At 54.2% G+C, this 17,430-nt stretch carries 15 protein-coding genes; 11 read left to right on the top strand and 4 right to left on the bottom strand.

What is annotated here, in order from left to right; genetic code table 11:
* Positions 1-117: 117 nt before the first annotated feature.
* Positions 118-2,292: a CDC48 family AAA ATPase gene (locus tag ABI361_13520; protein ID MEO9321680.1), complete on the top strand. Its 2,175-nt coding sequence runs from the start codon at positions 118-120 to the stop codon at positions 2,290-2,292.
* 96 nt (positions 2,293-2,388) lie between these two features.
* Positions 2,389-2,865, top strand: coding sequence for a pyridoxamine 5'-phosphate oxidase family protein (locus ABI361_13515; GenBank protein MEO9321679.1), 477 nt, complete (start codon positions 2,389-2,391; stop codon positions 2,863-2,865).
* A gap of 32 nt (positions 2,866-2,897) precedes the next feature.
* On the opposite strand, the gene ABI361_13510 is transcribed toward ABI361_13515, so the two are convergent.
* Complete coding sequence (locus ABI361_13510) at positions 2,898-4,484, bottom strand: ATP-binding protein (protein ID MEO9321678.1); 1,587 nt, start codon at positions 4,482-4,484, stop codon at positions 2,898-2,900.
* 244 nt (positions 4,485-4,728) lie between these two features.
* On the opposite strand from ABI361_13510, the gene ABI361_13505 reads away from it, so the two are divergent.
* Together ABI361_13505 and ABI361_13500 are read left to right on the top strand one after the other, a co-directional pair.
* On the top strand, positions 4,729-5,112 hold the full coding sequence (locus ABI361_13505) for a carboxymuconolactone decarboxylase family protein (protein MEO9321677.1): 384 nt from the start codon (positions 4,729-4,731) through the stop codon (positions 5,110-5,112).
* Positions 5,113-5,222: 110 nt separating this feature from the next.
* Positions 5,223-5,471, top strand: coding sequence for a hypothetical protein (locus ABI361_13500; protein ID MEO9321676.1), 249 nt, complete (start codon positions 5,223-5,225; stop codon positions 5,469-5,471).
* Between the two features lie 9 nt (positions 5,472-5,480).
* Here the strand turns inward: ABI361_13500 and ABI361_13495 are convergent, their stop codons facing one another.
* The 3 genes from ABI361_13495 to ABI361_13485 form a co-directional block, all read right to left on the bottom strand.
* Complete coding sequence (locus ABI361_13495; GenBank protein MEO9321675.1) at positions 5,481-6,155, bottom strand: hypothetical protein; 675 nt, start codon at positions 6,153-6,155, stop codon at positions 5,481-5,483.
* Positions 6,156-6,217: 62 nt separating this feature from the next.
* Positions 6,218-7,576, bottom strand: a complete 1,359-nt coding sequence (locus ABI361_13490) for a serine hydroxymethyltransferase (protein MEO9321674.1) — start codon at positions 7,574-7,576, stop codon at positions 6,218-6,220.
* A 60-nt stretch (positions 7,577-7,636) separates the two neighbouring features.
* On the bottom strand, positions 7,637-8,653 hold the full coding sequence (locus ABI361_13485) for an acetoin utilization protein AcuC (GenBank protein ID MEO9321673.1): 1,017 nt from the start codon (positions 8,651-8,653) through the stop codon (positions 7,637-7,639).
* A 75-nt stretch (positions 8,654-8,728) separates the two neighbouring features.
* Between ABI361_13485 and ABI361_13480 the strand changes: the two genes are divergently transcribed.
* The 7 genes from ABI361_13480 to ABI361_13450 all read left to right on the top strand — a co-directional run bounded on the left by ABI361_13480 (position 8,729) and on the right by ABI361_13450 (position 17,393).
* Complete coding sequence (locus tag ABI361_13480) at positions 8,729-9,397, top strand: riboflavin synthase (protein MEO9321672.1); 669 nt, start codon at positions 8,729-8,731, stop codon at positions 9,395-9,397.
* A gap of 584 nt (positions 9,398-9,981) precedes the next feature.
* On the top strand, positions 9,982-10,662 hold the full coding sequence (gene ribB, locus ABI361_13475) for a 3,4-dihydroxy-2-butanone-4-phosphate synthase (GenBank protein ID MEO9321671.1): 681 nt from the start codon (positions 9,982-9,984) through the stop codon (positions 10,660-10,662).
* A gap of 30 nt (positions 10,663-10,692) precedes the next feature.
* Complete coding sequence (gene ribH, locus ABI361_13470) at positions 10,693-11,211, top strand: 6,7-dimethyl-8-ribityllumazine synthase (GenBank protein MEO9321670.1); 519 nt, start codon at positions 10,693-10,695, stop codon at positions 11,209-11,211.
* Positions 11,208-11,972 carry a GTP cyclohydrolase IIa gene (locus ABI361_13465; protein ID MEO9321669.1) on the top strand — a complete coding sequence of 255 codons (765 nt, stop codon included), beginning with the start codon at positions 11,208-11,210 and terminating at the stop codon, positions 11,970-11,972. The genes ribH and ABI361_13465 overlap by 4 nt, the downstream gene beginning before the upstream one ends.
* The gene (locus ABI361_13460; GenBank protein ID MEO9321668.1) at positions 11,963-13,396 is read left to right on the top strand and encodes an amidohydrolase family protein; all 1,434 of its coding nucleotides are present in this window, start codon (positions 11,963-11,965) and stop codon (positions 13,394-13,396) included. The genes ABI361_13465 and ABI361_13460 overlap by 10 nt, the downstream gene beginning before the upstream one ends.
* Positions 13,397-13,460: 64 nt before the next feature.
* On the top strand, positions 13,461-14,156 hold the full coding sequence (locus ABI361_13455; protein MEO9321667.1) for a dihydrofolate reductase family protein: 696 nt from the start codon (positions 13,461-13,463) through the stop codon (positions 14,154-14,156).
* 465 nt (positions 14,157-14,621) lie between these two features.
* Complete coding sequence (locus tag ABI361_13450; protein MEO9321666.1) at positions 14,622-17,393, top strand: ATP-binding protein; 2,772 nt, start codon at positions 14,622-14,624, stop codon at positions 17,391-17,393.
* The last annotated feature ends 37 nt before the right edge of the window (positions 17,394-17,430 follow it).

Genomic DNA, 17,430 nt, shown 5'->3' with positions numbered 1-17,430 from the left:
AGGCAAGCTCTTGACACGCAAAGCTGCACGGCTGCCTGCTGCAGACGGACATTCCCTACCTTTTTTGTATGATGTTTGCAAAATGCCTGACGGGCGAAAAAGGATGGTAGAAACAAGTTGAAAAAGAATCCAAACGATGGAAGCAAGAGCCTCAAGGTTGCCGAGACAACCTCACGGCTTGTCGGAAGAGGCATGGCTCTGGTGGACCCAAAGGTAATGGACGAGCTTGACCTGTCTACGGGCGACGTAGTGGAACTTAGCGGAAAGAAAAAGACATTCGTGCTTTTGTGGTCAGGCCAGCCGGAAGATTACGGAAGGAACGTGATCAGGATAGATGGATACACGAGGAACAACATAGGGGTCGGAATTGACGACAGCGTAACGATCCGCAAGGTGACGGTCAGCCAAGCCGAGCAGGTAATCATTGCCCCTGCTGAAGAGCTCAACATAGTTGGACTTGAGGAGCACCTGCCGGACTTGCTTGAAGGCCGGGTACTTACCAAGGGTGATGCGTTTAGCCTAAACATTATGGGCAGGCGGATTGGATTTGTCGTGACCGGCACGTCGCCGGACACTGCCGCTCTTGTCGGCACAGGTACAGAGTTCATCATTGGCGCTGTGCCCAAGGAAAAGGCAAGGGGGGTGCCGCGCATATCGTACGAGGACATTGGCGGCCTCAGAAACGAGGTGCAGAAGGTCCGCGAGATGATCGAGCTCCCGCTCAGGCATCCTGAGATATTTGAGAGGATAGGGATAGAGGCGCCAAAGGGGGTCCTGCTGTTCGGGCCGCCTGGAACCGGCAAGACCTTGCTTGCCAAGGCCGTTGCCAGCGAGACGCAGGCAAACTTTTACTCGATAAGCGGGCCGGAAATCATGAGCAAGTTCTACGGCGAAAGCGAAGAAAAACTGAGAGAAGTTTTCAAGGAGGCAGAGGAAAACGCGCCCTCGATAATATTCATCGACGAAATCGACTCAATCGCCCCAAAAAGGGAGGAGGTGTCCGGCGACGTAGAAAAGAGAATAGTTTCGCAGCTTTTGACTTTGATGGACGGCATCAAGGCGCGTGGCAAGCTGGTAGTAATCGGCGCGACCAACAGGCCAAACGCAATAGACCCGGCGCTCAGAAGGCCCGGCAGGTTCGACAGGGAAATCGAAATTGGCATTCCCGATCAGCAGGGACGGCTGGAAATCCTGCAGATACACACAAGGGGCATGCCGCTTACTGAAAACGTCGACCTGAGCGCGATTGCCCAAGTTACGCACGGCTTTGTCGGGGCAGACCTTGAGGCACTGAGCAAAGAGGCGGCCATGCGGTCGCTTCGCAGGATCTTGCCTGAGATAAATCTCGATGACCCGAAAATCCCCGCCGAAATCCTGAACAAGATCAAGGTAACAGGGGAGGACTTTGACGGCGCACTTCGCGACGTCCAGCCATCTGCAATGCGCGAAGTTCTCGTGCAGAGGCCAAACGTCAAGTGGGAGGACATCGGTGGTCTGCAGCAGATCAAGGATGAGCTAGTGGAGGCTATCGAGTGGCCGCTAAAGCACGCCGACCTGTTCGCGGAGGCCGACATCAAGCCGCCAAAAGGCATCCTGCTCTACGGGCCGCCGGGCACGGGCAAGACTATGATCGCCAAGGCAGTCGCAACAAACTCAGAGGCCAACTTTATCTCGATCAAGGGGCCAGAACTCTTGAGCAAGTGGGTAGGCGAATCAGAAAAGGGCGTCAGGGAGATTTTCAGAAAGGCAAGGCAGGCCGCTCCGTGCGTGATATTCTTTGACGAGCTGGATGCCATTGCGCCAAGGAGGAGCGGAGGCGACGCCGACTCGCATGTCACTGAACGCGTGGTGAGCCAGATGCTGACAGAGATGGACGGCCTCGAGGATCTCAAAGGCGTAGTTGTCATTGGGGCTACAAACCGGCCGGACATTATCGACGAGGCACTGATGCGCCCGGGAAGGTTCGACAGGTTACTGCAGGTTCCGGTTCCAGACAAGGAGGGGCGCAAGCAGATACTGAAGATACACACGAAAAAGAAGCCACTTGATCAGGGCGTCAGCATTGACGTGCTGGCCGACCTAACAGAAGGCATGACGGGCGCTGACATTGGCGCAACCGTAAACGCGGCAGCCATGAACGCGATTAAAGATCACGTCAAGAACAAAGGATCAAAGCTGAAGATATCGCTGAAGGACTTTGAGTCAGGGCTCGCAAAGATAAAGTCAAAGCGCTTTGGCTCCGGCTGGGCAAGCGCGCACGACCTTCAGGGCAACCACCGAGCCTTGGCCTAAGGCCGGTTGCTTATCTTTTTTCCAATCTGCACTATCCTTCCGAACTGCGCCTGATGTTCTAACACTTAAATCAACAGGACGAGCTATGAACTGGCGATGAGAGTAATCCAAGCACTACCCGGGATGCCTGCACAGGTCACCAGCGCCGAGGTTGAAGAGTTCCTCAAAAGCAAGCTGAATCTGCAGCTTGGCACGATAGACGACAATGGGAATCCTTCCATTCAGCCAGTCTGGTTCTATTATGATGGCTCTAGCGGCAAAATGTACTCTGGAACGCAAAAAGGCACGCTCAAGGTCAGGAACATAAGAAACAACCCCGACAAAATCTACTTTTCAATCGACGACGAGGCCTTCCCGCCAAAGGGAGTCAAGGGCCTGGCGTCTGCGCGGATTTCCGAGGACATAAAGAGCAACGTCGCAATGCTTGAAAAGCTTAACCTAAAGTATCTTGGAACCCTCGACCACCCGCTCGCAAAAATGCTGCTTGAAAACGGGAGAACAGGCAACGAGGTGATAATAGAGCTGACGCCCAAGTACTTTTCAGCCTGGGACTTTGGAAAAGCTCGAATGTAGAAAAGCCGCGTGAGCCATCGCGCTCCGATTCGCTAACCTTTGCCTGCCTTTAGCGCCGGAATGCTAAAACCAAACGTTGCGCCGCGTGAGCCAGAGTTATTTTCTGCCCATATCTTGCCGTCGTGCGCCTCCACGATCCTCTTTGCTATGTAGAGCCCAAGCCCGGTGCCACCATGCTGTGACGTGGTCGCGAACTTTGTAAAGAGCCTCGGCATTATTTCGTCGGAAATGCCCGGGCCGTTGTCCCTGACCCTGACAACCGCGCGGCCGGAATCAAGCTTCACAGTCACCTGGACCCGGCCCCTCCGGGTAAACTTGACCGCGTTATGGACGATGTTGGAGATAACCTGCATCAGCCTGCCTTTGTCTGCCAGAACGCGCGGGCTCGCGTTCGGTGAATAGCGCAATGAGACCCTCTCGGGGGTGCAGTTCTTGATATCCGATACGACCTGCGATACAGCCTCGTTTAGCGCAAACTCCTCCCTGTCCAGGACCAGCGTATTGCTCTCGATTTTTGTAACGTCGAGAATGTCCTCCTGGAGCTGCTGGAGGCGGTTGGCATTTCTGATAATGATGTCGATCATCTTTCTCTCCGGATCGCCGTCAGGGGTGTTTTCGAGCCTCTGCCTGAGTACCTCGGCCATGCCCAGTATCGGCTGAATCGGAGTCCTCAATTCATGCGCCGCAATGTCGACAAACTCTTTTTGCATCCTGCTGTGGACCTGAAGTTTCTCGTAAAGCTCCGCCTGGTTCCACAGTGCCTCAAAAATGGTAGAATAAGAGCTGACCGTAGCCTTGCTGTTTGAATAGGTGCCCATCCCTATGGGCGAGGCGGCATGGTGGCTTGCGTCATTGAACTCTGCGGTGAGGGACTGAGCTTTATCGACAACAAGCAGTGAAATCCTGGTTTGCAACGCCGTGTTGATGTTTCGCAACTCTATCCGCCCGCGCATACGGCTGCCGCTTGTCGTCTTGCACTGAGCCCAGATTTCCGCGGCTTGCTCTATGTCCTTGCCGCCGGGCGCGAGAACTCTTACCGCTACGCTCTCTGATGCCGCAACGTCCTCGATAAGTCCTACCAAACCTGACTCTTTCTGGCGTTGAAATGCCCCGGTGCTTGACAGTATTATCAGAATCTCATTTCTGGCTGATTTGAGAAGCTCCCTGGCAAGCCTGAGCAGCTTTGATTGGTCCCTGATAGTCTCGATCACCTCCGGCCTTACGCCGTCTTCAAGTTCCTTGATCCTCTGGAATGCCGGCATCGAGCTGTTCCAGAGGGTGTCAAAGATAAACTGCCCCTGCTCTACCATTTCAACCACGTTGCTGTAGATTACCTGGGTAAGCGGCTTGGCCTCCTGCAGGACGGTAGTCGCCATGTACTCCTTTTCGTTGACCGCCACGCCGCCCATCAGTCCAGAAAAATGCCGCAGCTCCGTGACCAGGCCTTCGAGCTTTTTTGCGTACTGGAGGTTCTCCCGGGTGATGTCGGTGATGCATCTTATCTGGCCTCCCCTCCTTCGAATATCGATGTACCCGTTCCTGTAGTCCGCAAGTTCTGTCACTATGGAAGGGGCCCTCCGATCAAAGTAAATGTCCATCCTTTCCGTAGTGGATTTCATAAATTCGACTCCCCGGCCAACCGCGTTTTCCGCTCCATATAGTACTTCTGTCTTTTGAAAATCCGGTCGAGACTGGGAAGAGATGTTCGTAACCGCATGTATTGACTGCTGGGTATTTATGCTTCATGGATAGCTTCGGGAAACATACGACAGTTTTTGCTCGGCATTCTGCGTGATTTTGACGGCCGGGTTGGGTCTGACTGCACCTGACAAGCCTTTTATAATTCCCGGCATCCTCTGAATTATGAGTCAGAAAACCAACTCTGAGATCGAGGAGTACTTTGGCTTTGTTCCGGGTTTTTTCAAAAATCTTCCTGCCGACGCACTGGATCAGATGTGGCCCGTATTCAAAAAGTACCAGCTTGGCGAATCCGTGATTCCTGCAAAATACCGTGAAATGATGATGCTGTCAGCAGCAGCCGCAATGAAGTGCCCCTACTGCGAGCTGTACCACCGCGAGGCAGCCAAGATGTACGGCGCGTCGGATGAGGAGCTGGCAGAATTGTCAGTGCTGGTTGCCTCGACAGGTTTCTGGAGCAACGTCCTTCACTCAATGAACTATGACAAGCAGCAGTTTGCCGACGAGCTTCGGCGAGGTGCGGAGCATATGATAAACTCAAAAGCCTAGAACACCTGCAGTGCATGAAATCGCTTATCGCGCGGATGAATTGCCCCTTTGGGGCATTCCGGGGCTTTTGGTCGATAGGTTGATTATTCCGATCTGCCGAAGGGATCAACGTGGGACTCTTTAGGCGATGGAAGCCAAAGGGCAAGATGTACAGCCTCAAGTGCACACAGTGTGGAGACGGCTTCCTCTCAAGCTACAATCTAGACGCGCCGATCTGCGGCAAATGCCTGCAAAAGGCCAAGTCGCTGGATTCGACCATTGATCATGAGAAGGTCTGCGAAAAATGCGGCAACGCAGGCGTGATCTACGGCAAGGCATACTGCTACTCCTGCTATTTCGGCTTTGCAAAGAAAGAGTAGCACGAACCGCTACTTTAGCGACTCGACCATTGACTTTATCTTGCCGTACTGTGAATCGAATTTTTCATAGTCGGAGCCGGCGACAGCGAACTCGATGGTCGTCACCGTCCGGTCACCTCCTATGTGCTTTGGGTTCGGGTAGTAGACGACGTGGTACGCATATAGCTGGCCGCTGTCTTCCTCTATCAGCAGCAGCGGGGCTATCGGAAGTATGTAGAAGGTCGCATTGTTCGCAATCGCACTCTCTGTTACTCTGGTCCCGTCGGGCATTGTAATGTCGTTGCTGACGATTATCTTGGCCGGCCCAAGCTGCCTTACAAGCGAGCCGGATGGATCATATATTCCTCCTTTGGTCGCGGTATAGAGCATGGCCTGCTGGCTAGGGCGGGAAATGCCGGTCATGTTTTGAACCTTGCCGTAAAGCGCAGGCAATTTTCCAAGGAGCGTCTCGTTCTGAAGTGAGCTGTCGACTTTGAACAGGTAAATGTAAAGAGGGTAGCCAGCATTTGCTTCTGACGGGGTCTGGTACCTGTCAAGCACATTGTGCATACTGCCGCCTGCTGAACGATTTCCTGGGGCGGGCATGCTGTATACAATTGAAACAACGGCAATAACCAAAATTCCAACGGCCAGTCCTACGGCGACAGGAATGGCAAGGCTTTTGCCGGTGTCGTCTTTGCTCATGGCAAGCGGAGAATTCAGGAGCTATAAAAGTCGGCCGATGGTAGTCTGTATGGTGCGCCAGACTAGCGCGCGCCTGCCGGCGACCTGCCGGTGAGGCTGATGTATTCGTACGCGCCAACCGCGTTATCAAACGCATACTGGACTTTGGTAAACTGCTTTCTAAAGCCGGCAACGTCGGCAGCAACCTTGCGCGGATCGGACTTGTCGACGACAACCCGCTTGATAAAACCGGCAATTTCTTTCATCTCGCTTTCCCTCATACCAAGCCTGGTTGTCTCCGGCACGCCTATGCGGACGCCGCCTGGATGCATGTAGTGCCTGCCCGCCTTTATGTCGCCGGGAAGCAGTTGCCTGTTTAGGATTATGCCTGCCGCCTCCAGCTCCTTTTCAATGGTCCCACCGTCGCCGAACTTTGTCACGTCCACTGCAATCTGGTGCGACTGGGTGTAACCGCGCTTCTCGCCAAGCACCTCAAAGCCATGAGATGCCAGGGCTTCGGCAAGGGCCTTTGCGTTGCTAATTACCTGCCTGGCGTACGCCTTGCCAAACTCGAGGGATTCGGCCAATGCTATTGCCTTGCCTGCGACATGGTGCAGGTGGTGGCTGCTCGTGTTTCCGGGGAAAATTGCCTTCTTGATGGCTTCTGCATGCTTTTCATATGATACTATGATGCCGCCCTGGGGACCCCACAAGGTCTTGTGGGAACTCATAGTTATTGAATCGGCTCCCTCGCGTAGCGGGTCCTGGAACTCGCCTCCGGCGATAAGGCCGGCCACGTGCGCGCCGTCATAATTTACGTACATGCCGTGGTCGTGCATAAAACCAGCCAGCTCACTAACCGGATGGGGAAAAAGAAACAGGCTGCCGCCAAACATCCCGATTCTGGGCGCCCTGCCCTCGCTCTTCATTTCCGTTATCTTTTTCTTTGTCGCATCGACATCGATCGTCATCTCTTCGCGGGAGAACGGGTAGTGCTCGATGTTTAGCCCATGCACAAGCCCTGCGGTGCCCGAGTGCTCCTTCTTGCCGTGCGAAATGTGTCCGCCCGACGGAATGGATGCGGCCATCATGTAGTCGCCAGGATTTGAAAACGCGGCATAGATTGCAAGGTTGGCAACTACTCCGGAAGTCGCGCGGCAGTCCGCAAACTCCGAATTAAATACCCTCCTTGCCAGGTCATTGCAGACAAGTTCCACCTGGTCGATGTAAGTACAGCCCGCATAGACGCGCTCGCCGGGCCAGCCTTCTGCGTATCGATTTCCAAAATCGCACATCAGGGCCTCTCGGACCGCGGGGCTCGGGATGTTTTCACTGGCAATAAGCGGGATGGACGAATCAAACCAGGAGTGATGCTCTCTCATGAGCCTCAGCACATCGTCGTACGACTCTCTTGCGCTCATGTTGCTGTTTTGTGTCTGCATTCTCTCGCTTCCAGCATAGCCCTGCGTCCTAATTTAGTATTATCTATTGTGAGGTGGGTGTCAAACCGGTGGGCCGGCGAGCGATTTGACGACCTCTGTCCAAGCGTAGCCGATGTTCGCCCTGTTGTATCCCCCGCCGCCAAGTGCAATAATCCTGCCAGCGCAGTGCCTGTGCGCAAGCCTGTGAAGAGAATCAGCCGCTAGCCTGTGCGACTTGCTCGAGTACTTCAAGTGTGTTATCGGATCACCATCCAGGCCGTCGGCGCCGGATTGAAGTATTATCAGTTCTGGCTCTGCGGCATCGACAAACTGCTCTACTGCTGCAAATGCGGCAGAAAATTCCTCATCTCCGGCGCCCGGTTCGAGAGGGATGTTGAGCTTGGTTCCCTCGGCGGCGCCTCTGCCTATCTCACCCGGAAATCCTGTCCCGGGGTAGAGGTACCTCCCGTCCTCGTGAATGTCAGCAAAAATGACGAGCGGGTCATCCTCGAATTCGTAAAATACGCCGTCGCCGTGGTGGGCGTCGATGTCAACGTATGCTATCTTTTTCACGCCATATTTTTTTCGCGCCGCGATTATGGCCACACCGATGTCGTTAAAGACACAAAACCCTCCGGCCGCGTCCCTCCGGGCATGATGCAGCCCTCCGATGGGATTCATTGCGTGTTCAATCTTGTTCCCCATCGAATCGCGCCCCGTCATGACCATGTCAAGCGCTGAAAGGGTTGTGCCCACGACGTACAGGCCGGCTTCATAAACCCCCGTGAAGGCCGGAGTGTCTCCACGGTCAAGGTACCCTGTTCCGGCAACGGACGACTTTCTCACAAACTCGATGTAGTTTCTGCCATGAAACCCGCAAAGCGGACTGTCCTTGTCATCTGTGGCGAGGGCAGGCTGCTCGATCCTGATGCTGTCCGCAAAATGTCTGCCGCTTCCATTTGCGCTGCCGGCATTTTGGAGGCACTCTTTTCTAAAAACAGTCCAGAACGCGTCCAGCCTGTCGTTTCCAAAGGGATGCGACTCTCCAAAGCCGTACCTGGCAAGCTCCTTGCCGTAAAAGACTGCCGTATTGCACATTCCAGTATCTTGCCCCGGAGTGACTGGCAGCTGACTGCAAATAAATATTCGACATGCGTTCCGCACGATTGTCAGTTGTTTACAGGCATTGTCCAGGGCGTCGCCAAGGTAAAATCAATTTCCAATTCAAATCGCGGCGCCGACATCTCTATTGTGCTAAGCCTTGGAAAGAGGCTCGCAAGAGGTCTTCGGGCCGGCGACAGCGTCAGTGTCAGCGGGTCATGCCTCACTGTTACCAGAGTACTCGGTTCGGGTACCGCGGCAGAGTTTCAGCTGGTCGCAGAGACTACGCGGCGGACCTTCCTTGGATCTTTGCACGTCGGCGACAGCGTAAACATCGAGCGCTCACTGAAGATAGGCGATCGCCTGGAAGGTCACTTCGTCCTTGGTCATGTCGACGGCATGGGAAGAATCGCCGAAATAGTCCGCTCAAAGGCTGAAACGACGGTCTGGATAGAGCTTGCCAGCGACGAGCTATTCAGGCCACTGATAATGAAAGGCTCAATCACGGTTGACGGGGTTAGCCTCACGATAACCGGCCTTGACAAAGACCGGCGCAGGTTCTCCGTCTCGCTTATTCCTCATACCCTTGATGTTACAGCCCTCGGCACGAAGAAGAAGGGGGATCCCGTGAATATTGAAATCGATGTCCTGGGCAAGTACGTCTCGCAGATTCTGGGTTCTAATTTTCCATCAGACCAGACAGGAAGAAGCAGCACACCAACAGCCGGGTCGAGCGGATGAACGGCACTCTGAGGGAACGCGTCAAAGTTCAGCGCGGGTGGAAAACTGTCAGTACTCCGATTGCGGAAGGCAATCGGCTTCAATACGACTTTGTTAAGCCACATGCGGCGTTACGCGGAAAGACACCTGGCACAGGCGGCAGGTATTCCAGTGAATGGATGCAAGGAATTGCTTCAAAAGGCGGTTGATGAGAAACGCACTAAATAGTAGATTGCGGAAGATCCAACCGTGGGCTTGGACACCGCGGGACATATTTTCTTTATCATACTTGGAGGAATAGTCCTCATGTTAGGAGTCTCAGCCTTATTGCAGATACTCATTTTTGATGCAAACAATTCCGCCAATTTTACATCTAGCGGCGCGTTCGGTCCAGCGGTAGTTTTCGCTGTAACTGGTGGAGCCTTGTTTGCTTTAGGTTTCATTCCTGAACGGCATAGAATCATAGGATTTCTTAGCAGCTAGGTGTCACCAACCAATTTGCAACAACCAAATCGAACACCCACTCAAAGCAACACAACCATTTTATTGGTAACAACCAATTTTGTAGTAATATTTTAATAAGCTGAGCGAGATTCCCAGCAGCATTGGCGCTTACCGAGGCCATCAACGCATTGCGGAACGGGAGTTTTGTCCTAGTTCACGATGACAAGGGGCGGGAGAACGAGGTCGATATGGTAATCTCTGCCGAGCGAATAAAGCCGGAGCACGTTGGGCTGATGCGAACACAGGCGGGAGGGCTCCTCTGCCTGGCGATAAGCCATGACATAGCGACAAGACTCGGGCTAGTTTACCTGCATGACATTATCGAGGGCATGGGAAAGCTAAATCCCGTCTATAGCCGGATAACACAGGGCAAGGCTGCCTACGGCGACAAGCCGTCGTTCTCTATACCGGTAAACCACAGAGACACCTTTACCGGGATTACTGATCGCGACAGGGCACTTACAATCTCGCAGATGGCCATGGTTTGCAAAAACATTGAATCGACAGGCAAGGAGGATTTTGCCCGAAATTTCCGGGCGCCGGGGCATGTCCCAATCCTGATCGCTTCAAAAGGCCTGCTGCATGAACGGATGGGCCATACGGAGCTGTGCGTCTATCTCATGCAGCTTGCCGGGCTCACTCCATGCGTGGCCATATGTGAAATGATGGACTCTGAGACTCACGGCTCGCTCGGAATCGACAAGGCCGGCGACTTTGCAAAAAAACACTCGATACCGCTGGTAGAATCGGAAGAACTCAAGGCAAATGCTAGGGTACAATAAGCTCAAGCAAAGCATCCAGAGATTGTAGAGATGGAAGCAAAGACCAAGAAAAAGGCCCGCCTGGCAATCGTCGTTTCGGAATTTAACAGCGACATCACCTACAGGATGCTTGACAGGGCAAAAGAACAGGCCGCCCGGCTCGGCGCGACGTTACTCTACGTCTTTTACGTACCCGGGTCATTTGAAATGCCCATTGCCGTCGAGGCGCTCTTGAAAAAAAATGAGGTTCAGGCGGTAGTAACGCTTGGAGCGGTCATAAAGGGCGAAACCCGGCACGATGATATTGTTGCAGAGAACGCCTCCCGATTGCTCGCCGATCTCTCTCTGAAATACGGAAAGCCAGTAGCCCTTGGAATTAGCGGGCCGGGCATGACGGTGGAGCAGGCAAAGGAACGGGCCGAGTCCGTCCCGGTCCGGGCTGTAAGCGCGGCCGTCGAAATGGTAGATAGGCTTGGAAAACTAGAAAAAACCCGCAACGAGCGGGGATCATCATTGGTTACCATAGGACTGCAAACCACTCATGATACAGGCGGGCATCACTCTCATTGATACAGCTTAGCATCATCAGGGTCGAAGGTTATGGTCCCTGGACCCTGACCCTTGGGAGCGACAGAGAAGCGGTGATTCAGATGCTCCAGGCGCAGGTCTATTACGAGGTGCAGCGCCTGTTCTCCGACAGGGGCGCACTTGCGTTCTTTAACCGCTTTGACGAATACTTTGCAGTCACAAACGGCGTAGGAGCGTCGGATCATGCAGCAATACTACAAGAACTTGCGAGGCTGTTTCCAAAGCTTGAGATGTCAATGACTGTCGGCACGGGTTCCACGCCCCTCGAAGCCAGCCTCAGGGCGTACGAGGCGCGAAAAACCGCGAAGCTCCTAGACGGCACCCTGAACCTCTTTGGCTCGGTGTTGCCTTCACAGGGCAATCCCGCAGATCATGTGCAGATCATGCACATCGATGTCGACAGCTCGACAAAGGTTGGAGCCCGGCTTTCTCCCTATGAAGTGACTGCACTTGTTATGCGCACCTACAGCCGCTTTTCAGAGGACTTTCTGAAGCTCAAGGCGCTGACGTTTTTCCTAGGGGGCGACAACTTTATGATAATTTCAAACGGGGTAAGCGCGGCAGAGGCAGAGTCGATAATTAGCAAGTCAAGTTCAGAAGTGGGCGTAAAGTTCAACTGCGGCATAGGCATCGGGCAGACCGGCAGAAAGGCAGCCGAAGCGGCAACCAAGGCGCTTGATACAATCCGGGATCTCCGCGACCAGGGCAAGATAACGCCAATCTATGAGATACGGTGTCCATAATAACAAGAAACAAAACCTCTTCCAGGCAGGGACGGCACAACTCGAAGCCTGCGCGCACGATAATATACAACGCCCAGATGCTAGCCGGCCCAGAGCTTGAACACGTGACGCGCGGCCGGCTGGAGATTTGCGGCAAGCTAATCGCCTCTGTATCGCGGACGTCCAAGGACGGTCAGGACAGTCTGCCGGAGGGCAGGGACTGCGCATTGCTTGACGGCAGCGGGCTTTTGATAATCCCTGCTTTTGTCAACGCCCACACGCATATAGGCGACTCTATAGGAAAAGACATCGGGGCCTCGCTTGGCCTTGACGAGCGCGTCAATCCGGTTTTCGGAATAAAGAAAAACATCCTAGAAAAGACTCCTCCGGAGCAGATCAAGGCCTTCATGCGGTTCTCCGCAATCTCGATGCTGAAAAACGGCATCGTAAACTTTGCAGACTTTAGGGAAGGCGGCCGCCGGGGAGTAATGCTTTTGAAGGAAGCGCTGAAGGGTCTGCCCATCAGGGCTGTTGTTCTGGGAAGATCACAGCACGGCTACGACCAAGTCCAGCCGCAGGAAAGACAGTCAGACGCAAGGAACGATGACTCCGCGTCAGAATTGCAGCCGGCCTCCACTGCAGGCATCAAAGGGAGCCAAGGTGCGCCGGAGGCAGGCAGAATCGACAACGAAATTACTGACCTGCTGGACGATGCGGACGGGCTTGGTCTCAGTGGCGCTAACGAGCATTCAGATTCCACCCTGTCGCGATACCAAAGCCTAGTCCACCAAGCAGTGGGCAGGCGGGCAAAATCAACACAGGGTATGCGGGAAAAGCCGCTGGTTGCAATACACGCCGCCGAGTCTACAGAGGCTGTAAACACGTCTAAGGCACTGACGGGAAAGACCGAGGTGGAGCGCATCCTCCGCGCGCTGGAGCCGGATATACTAGTGCACCTCACAAAGGCCACGGAACAGGAATTGGCATCAATCGCCGCGCGCGGGATAGGAGTCGTTGTATGCCCCCGGGCAAACGGTGTTCTGGGAGTGGGCTTTCCGCCTGTCAGCCTGATGCTTGAGCTTGGATGTACTGTTGCGCTCGGTACGGATAATGTGATGTTAAACTCGCCGGACATGTTCCGGGAAATGGACTATGTCTGGAAGGCGTGCAGGGCGCTGGACTCTGGAAAGGCGCGCACAGGGATGCTCGAGCCGCGCCAGGTTCTCAAGATGGCCACCGTAAACGGGGGTAAAGTTTTAGGCGTCAACACCGGGTGCATCGCGCCGGGAATGTCTGCCGACCTGCTTTTTATCGACGTCAACCATATCGACATTTCGCCGATGCATGACCCATATGCGGCGATAGTGCAGAGAGCAGGTCCCGACTGCATCAAGGGCGTCATGGCATCGGGCGAATTTGTGGGGCTGGTCCCGTCTAACAAATGATCCACTATTTTTCACGTCATGGTCGAGGCGGAGGGCTGAGTATGCATATCAAGGTCTGGAAATCATGAGGCTAACTTTAAGCGCGGCAATGACGCTTGACGGCAAAATCGCGACCGCATCCGGCGACTCAAAGATTTCATCGGCCCAAGACCTCAAGAGGGTGCACAGGCTACGCGCCAGCTCAGACGCCATAATCGTCGGGATCTCAACGGTTCTGGCTGACGATCCGCTGCTCACCGTCCGCTATGTAAAGGGCAAAAACCCGCTCAGGGTCATAGTGGACAGCCGGGGAAGAATCCCCGCAGAATCCAAGATCCTCCAGACCTCTCGCAACGTCAGCACTGTCGTGGCAGTGACCAGTCTGGCCCCTAAGCGCAGCTTGGAAAAGATAAGGGCCGCAGGCGCGCAAGTGCTCGTAACGCCCGAAGGGACACCCCAGTCCGCTGCCGTTCCTCGCGGAGTCGATCTCAGGTACCTGTTCAATGCTCTAGATACGCAGTTCGGGGTCGAGCGCGCACTGGTGGAAGGCGGAGGCGAGCTCAACTGGTCGCTTTTGCGCCTCGGGCTTGCGGACGAGCTTGTCGTAACTATCGCGCCCAAGGTCGTTGGCGGCAGGCTTGCAACAACGCTTGTCGAGGGCGACGGCGCGGCAACCGTCGCCCAGGGTCTCAGCCTTGCACTCGAACAGGTCCAGAGAAGCCGCAAAACAGGAGAAATCATAGTCAGATACAGCGTACTCAATACCAGTTCGCCCGGCTAGCGGACCAGCCTTCAAAAATACCTCGTGACTCGCTTGGGCCATCCGGGTTTGTTTAGCGGCTGCAAAGCGGGAAAACATTCGCGTATTTTTACATCGCCGTACATGAGCATCATTTTTCCTTAATATCGCATCAAGCTTGCCAACGCCGCGATTCTTGCCGGGAAACAGGTGGCATGCCGTTAATTCGGGTATCATGAGCTTTCCCACAAGTGACGTGATTGTGCAAAATAGACAAAGGTATGCATACAACTCATGCAGCTGGCTGTTTGAAAAGTTCGAACAATACACTGAGCACAAGGCCATGACCGCTAGCCCGACCTATTGCATGAAAGAATTGTGACGAACACTGGGAGAATAATACATCATAAAAATTACAAGGCCATTTGAAACAGACCTGCATAGTACTTTTAACGCCCCTCCGGCAGCAATCAATGCTGACCATCCGGTCGAAATCGCAGAACTGCCATGAAATCAAATAGTATTGATAATAGCCGGACAGACGCTGAACCAGCGGCCAAGCCCGGCCGGTCGCTTCACATAGGTCTGTACGAGTCAAGAAGGTTTGAACTTGATGTCGCGAGCCTCACAAAACACGCCATAATACTGGGCGCAACGGGCTCCGGCAAGACCGTCCTCGCAAAGGTAATCGTGGAAGAGGCAGCGCTTCTCGGAATTCCGACCTTTGCAATCGATCCAAAGGGCGACATCGGCAACCTTGCATTTCAGTCGGAAGACTTTGACTTTTCAAGGTGGTGCGGCAGGGAAGCTGACGCGCAGGGGTCTGACAGGCGACAGTACGCGATGCAGCTTCAAAAGACTTATTCCGACCGGGCAAATGAATTCGGCGTCGCTCCGAGGTCCGCGTCCGAATTTGCAAAAGTTGCAGTGAGGATTTTTACTCCCAAGTCGTCTGCAGGCCTGCCTGTCGGCATTTCGCCCGACCTGGCCGCGCCGGCCAACTTTGGCCAGCTGCTCGGGTCTGACTTTTCTGCAGCAGCCGACCTCCTGGACCTTACTTCTTTTAACCTGCTGAGGCTTGCCGGCTTTGGAGAGGACAGCAGAAAAGAGATAACGTTTGTATCGGCCCTGCTTGAGCACTTTTGGAAGGCCGGGCAGAACCTCACTATTCAGGAGCTTATCCGGTCTATTGAGAACCCGCCGATCCAGTCGATCGGCTCCATGCACGTATCAGACGTCCTCTCCGACAGGGAGCGCCACAATCTTGCGACCCAGATTAATCTGCTGGTGTCTGACCCGAAGCTGAGGTCCTGGTCGGCAGCCAGCCGCCTGGATTTTTCCTCTCTTTTCGGCGGGCCCCCGTCTGTCAACGTGCTCGACCTGCGGAACATCCAGTCGGAGCAGGAAAAGCAACTTTTTGTCGAGATTATTTTGCAGCAGCTTTTCCAGTGGCTGATAAAGCAGGGAAGTGCACAGACCCTGCGCTACCTTCTCTACTTTGACGAGATAGCAGGATACTGCCCGCCAGTAAGGGAGCCACCGTCGAAGAAGCTTCTGCTGCTTCTGATAAAGCAGGCCCGGGCGTTTGGTCTTGGACTTGTGCTTGCAAGCCAGAACGCCGTCGACCTGGATTACAAGGTTATATCAAACGCCAACGTGAGGTTTATCGGCAGGCTTGGCGCCCAGCGCGACATCCAGAGGGTAAGCGTCGGGCTGGAACTTGACTCGTTTGCCACCAAGGAGATATCGCGCCTAAAGGCGGGGGAATTTTTCTGCAACATCTTTGACCCGCGCTTTAGGGGCGTAGTTCGCGCCCGCTGGCCGCTCACCTATCACAGAGGGCCGCTGGAGAATTCTGAAATCTCGGAGCTGGTCGCCAGGCACAGGTTCGAGCAGAACGCCCAGCGCAATGAGGAGGAGGCCGGCACTGCACCTGAAAGCCAAGTACATGACCTTGACCTTGAGGCCGAAAGCGAGCCGCGAGAAGCCGGCTCAAACGACGAATGGCAGACCGACGACTCGGACCCGCAATCTGACATGATGCACCTAGCAAAGCGCAGAGCCGCAAAACAGGAGCAAGAGGCCTATACCGAGGCGCATCCGGAGGACGACGATCTTGCGTTCTTGCAGCTTGCAAAAAAATTCCAGCCTGAGCGGATTGCAAGTTTTATCAAACTGGGCAATAACATAAAATCCGTAAAGGTTCTAAGCTCGGAGGCGGAGCAGGCCTACCACCCGATTTTTGCAATAGACGTTTCCGTCTTTGAAATGAAGTACTGCAGGCAGTCCCTGGAAAAGTCGGCCGAGCTGTGCGTGCTTGGAGAAAACCTTGTCCCCTTGCCTGCACAGGACGATTACTCTGTGGCCCCGAGAAGGACCGTGCCCGACCAGTTCGCGTCAGATGCAGCCCGGTGGCAGGCAGAAGTCACAAAAGCCGCTGAAGAAATCAAGAGGGAGCTTCGGGCCCAGTTTGACATAATCGTCGAAGAAAAGAGAAAGGACAACATTGCAAGTCGGTCCAGTGCTCCTAAATCAAAAATCGCGGCATATCAAGCAAGGATTTCAAAGTACACCGACGCATCAAGTGCCGACCGGGAGGCCGTCAGGGATCTGGAAAGGCTGTACAAGGAAAAAAAGAAGACAGGGACAAAGGCATCGCTTATCGCGCTTGAAAACAGGATCAATTCAAAAAAGCGGCAAATCCAGGCGACCCTGCGCAAAATCGAGCAGTTAAGCGTGGACAAGAAGGCGATGGAGGAGCAGATTGCAGAAATTGAGAGAGAAGAGGAGCGGCGATTCCACGACGCACTGCCGAAAATCCAGGACGAAGCAGAGACGAGAATTTCAGGATGGCTGGTCGAGACAATCTACAGGGCGCGCATTTTGGTTAACGGCTCAAAGGAACATCATGGCGACGTGGTGTGGAGCTCTTACACGGGACTGGGAACATGGGGCCGGTGCTCCGCCTGCTCCGTTGCACTGGAGGACGGCTCCGCTTGCGCCTGCGGGAACCTGATGTGCCATAGCCACCTTGCATACTGCAAACAATGCCTGGAACCTGCATGCAGCGACCATCGCCTCCGGTGCGACACCTGCAACTCTATTTTCTGCGCAGGTCACAGCCTCCGCTGCGAGATCTGCAAGGCGGGGGCATGCTACGCACATGGCGGTGTCTGCTCGCAGTGCAACAGAAAAGTTTGCTCTGCTAATTGCTCAAAGAGAAAAGGGCTGTTCAAGAAAGAGATGACATGCGTAGATTGTTCTGCTAGAAGCTCCTGAAACAGGCTTCTGCCAAGCATATTAGCACTTGACAGGA

The sequence above is a fragment of the Nitrososphaera sp. genome (assembly GCA_039938515.1).
In the GTDB taxonomy this organism is placed as follows: Archaea; Thermoproteota; Nitrososphaeria; order Nitrososphaerales; family Nitrososphaeraceae; genus Nitrososphaera.
This window is presented reverse-complemented; position numbering and strand designations above follow the sequence as displayed.

Coding starts and splice junctions, on each gene's coding strand:
- ABI361_13505 (MEO9321677.1), top strand. CDS start 4,729: ATGAGTCAGAAAACCAACTCTGAGATCGAGGAGTACTTTGGCTTTGTT.
- ABI361_13495 (MEO9321675.1), bottom strand. CDS start 6,155: ATGAGCAAAGACGACACCGGCAAAAGCCTTGCCATTCCTGTCGCCGTA.
- ABI361_13455 (MEO9321667.1), top strand. CDS start 13,461: ATGAGGCTAACTTTAAGCGCGGCAATGACGCTTGACGGCAAAATCGCG.
- ABI361_13450 (MEO9321666.1), top strand. CDS start 14,622: ATGAAATCAAATAGTATTGATAATAGCCGGACAGACGCTGAACCAGCG.
- ABI361_13510 (MEO9321678.1), bottom strand. CDS start 4,484: ATGAAATCCACTACGGAAAGGATGGACATTTACTTTGATCGGAGGGCC.
- ABI361_13490 (MEO9321674.1), bottom strand. CDS start 7,576: ATGCAGACACAAAACAGCAACATGAGCGCAAGAGAGTCGTACGACGAT.
- ribH (MEO9321670.1), top strand. CDS start 10,693: ATGGAAGCAAAGACCAAGAAAAAGGCCCGCCTGGCAATCGTCGTTTCG.
- ABI361_13515 (MEO9321679.1), top strand. CDS start 2,389: ATGAGAGTAATCCAAGCACTACCCGGGATGCCTGCACAGGTCACCAGC.
- ABI361_13485 (MEO9321673.1), bottom strand. CDS start 8,653: ATGTGCAATACGGCAGTCTTTTACGGCAAGGAGCTTGCCAGGTACGGC.